At 56.6% G+C, this 2,049-nt stretch carries 2 tRNA genes and 1 rRNA gene; all 3 read left to right on the forward strand.

Annotated elements, in window-relative coordinates:
* The first annotated feature begins 240 nt into the window (after positions 1 to 240).
* Positions 241 to 1,771: ribosomal RNA gene (locus tag C9I57_RS32105) — 16S ribosomal RNA — on the forward strand.
* Between the two features lie 68 nt (positions 1,772 to 1,839).
* Positions 1,840 to 1,916: transfer RNA gene (locus C9I57_RS32110), tRNA-Ile, on the forward strand.
* 56 nt (positions 1,917 to 1,972) lie between these two features.
* Positions 1,973 to 2,048: transfer RNA gene (locus C9I57_RS32115), tRNA-Ala, on the forward strand.
* The last annotated feature ends 1 nt before the right edge of the window (position 2,049 follow it).

A 2,049-nucleotide genomic window follows, 5' to 3' on the forward strand; every position in this document is an offset into this window, starting at 1 on the left:
GTGGTGGTAGCGGCGCCGAGGCGGTTGAGCGAACGATCTTTAACAATTCACAGCCGATAAGTGTGGGCGCTTGATGGCGAACGCGGCCGGTTCCTGGGCTTGTATCAGGAAGCGGTATAGCGCAAGTATCAAAGGCTCACACGATGAAATAGAGGTTGCTTGGTCGCAAGACGAGGCAACCCCTGTCAGTACGTTGAGTGAGCGACCGGCTCGAGAGAGTCGAAAACAGTAACAGGCATTGAACTGAAGAGTTTGATCCTGGCTCAGATTGAACGCTGGCGGCATGCCTTACACATGCAAGTCGGACGGCAGCGCGGGCTTCGGCCTGGCGGCGAGTGGCGAACGGGTGAGTAAGACATCGGAACGTGTCCTGGAGTGGGGGATAGCCCGGCGAAAGCCGGATTAATACCGCATACGCTCTATGGAGGAAAGCGGGGGATCGCAAGACCTCGCGCTCAAGGGGCGGCCGATGGCGGATTAGCTAGTTGGTGGGGTAAAGGCCTACCAAGGCGACGATCCGTAGCTGGTCTGAGAGGACGACCAGCCACACTGGGACTGAGACACGGCCCAGACTCCTACGGGAGGCAGCAGTGGGGAATTTTGGACAATGGGGGCAACCCTGATCCAGCAATGCCGCGTGTGTGAAGAAGGCCTTCGGGTTGTAAAGCACTTTTGTCCGGAAAGAAATCCTCGGGGCTAATATCCCTGGGGGATGACGGTACCGGAAGAATAAGCACCGGCTAACTACGTGCCAGCAGCCGCGGTAATACGTAGGGTGCGAGCGTTAATCGGAATTACTGGGCGTAAAGCGTGCGCAGGCGGTGCGTTAAGAGCGATGTGAAATCCCCGGGCTTAACCTGGGAACTGCATTGTTGACTGGCGCGCTGGAGTATGGCAGAGGGGGGTAGAATTCCACGTGTAGCAGTGAAATGCGTAGAGATGTGGAGGAATACCGATGGCGAAGGCAGCCCCCTGGGCCAATACTGACGCTCATGCACGAAAGCGTGGGGAGCAAACAGGATTAGATACCCTGGTAGTCCACGCCCTAAACGATGTCAACTAGTTGTTGGGGATTCATTTCCTTAGTAACGAAGCTAACGCGTGAAGTTGACCGCCTGGGGAGTACGGTCGCAAGATTAAAACTCAAAGGAATTGACGGGGACCCGCACAAGCGGTGGATGATGTGGATTAATTCGATGCAACGCGAAAAACCTTACCTACCCTTGACATGGACGGAACCCTGGTGAGAGCTGGGGGTGCCCGAAAGGGAGCCGTCACACAGGTGCTGCATGGCTGTCGTCAGCTCGTGTCGTGAGATGTTGGGTTAAGTCCCGCAACGAGCGCAACCCTTGTCCTTAGTTGCTACGCAAGAGCACTCTAAGGAGACTGCCGGTGACAAACCGGAGGAAGGTGGGGATGACGTCAAGTCCTCATGGCCCTTATGGGTAGGGCTTCACACGTCATACAATGGTCGGAACAGAGGGTTGCCAACCCGCGAGGGGGAGCCAATCCCAGAAAACCGATCGTAGTCCGGATTGCACTCTGCAACTCGAGTGCATGAAGCTGGAATCGCTAGTAATCGCGGATCAGCATGCCGCGGTGAATACGTTCCCGGGTCTTGTACACACCGCCCGTCACACCATGGGAGTGGGTTTTACCAGAAGTGGCTAGTCTAACCGCAAGGAGGACGGTCACCACGGTAGGATTCATGACTGGGGTGAAGTCGTAACAAGGTAGCCGTATCGGAAGGTGCGGCTGGATCACCTCCTTTCCAGAGCTTCGTGTTCAACACCAAGTGCTCACGCTTATCGGCTGTGAAGATCGTAAAGACAGGCGAAGGGGTCTGTAGCTCAGTCGGTTAGAGCACCGTCTTGATAAGGCGGGGGTCGTTGGTTCGAATCCAACCAGACCCACCATCAGTCTACGGTGAGCGGACCTCACGCGAGTGGATCCCCCAAGCGCGTCGGCATCAGGGGGCATAGCTCAGCTGGGAGAGCACCTGCTTTGCAAGCAGGGGGTCGTCGGTTCGATCCCGTCTGCCTCCACCAA

Source organism: Trinickia symbiotica (genome assembly GCF_003028655.1).
Lineage (GTDB): Bacteria > Pseudomonadota > Gammaproteobacteria > Burkholderiales > Burkholderiaceae > Trinickia > Trinickia symbiotica_A.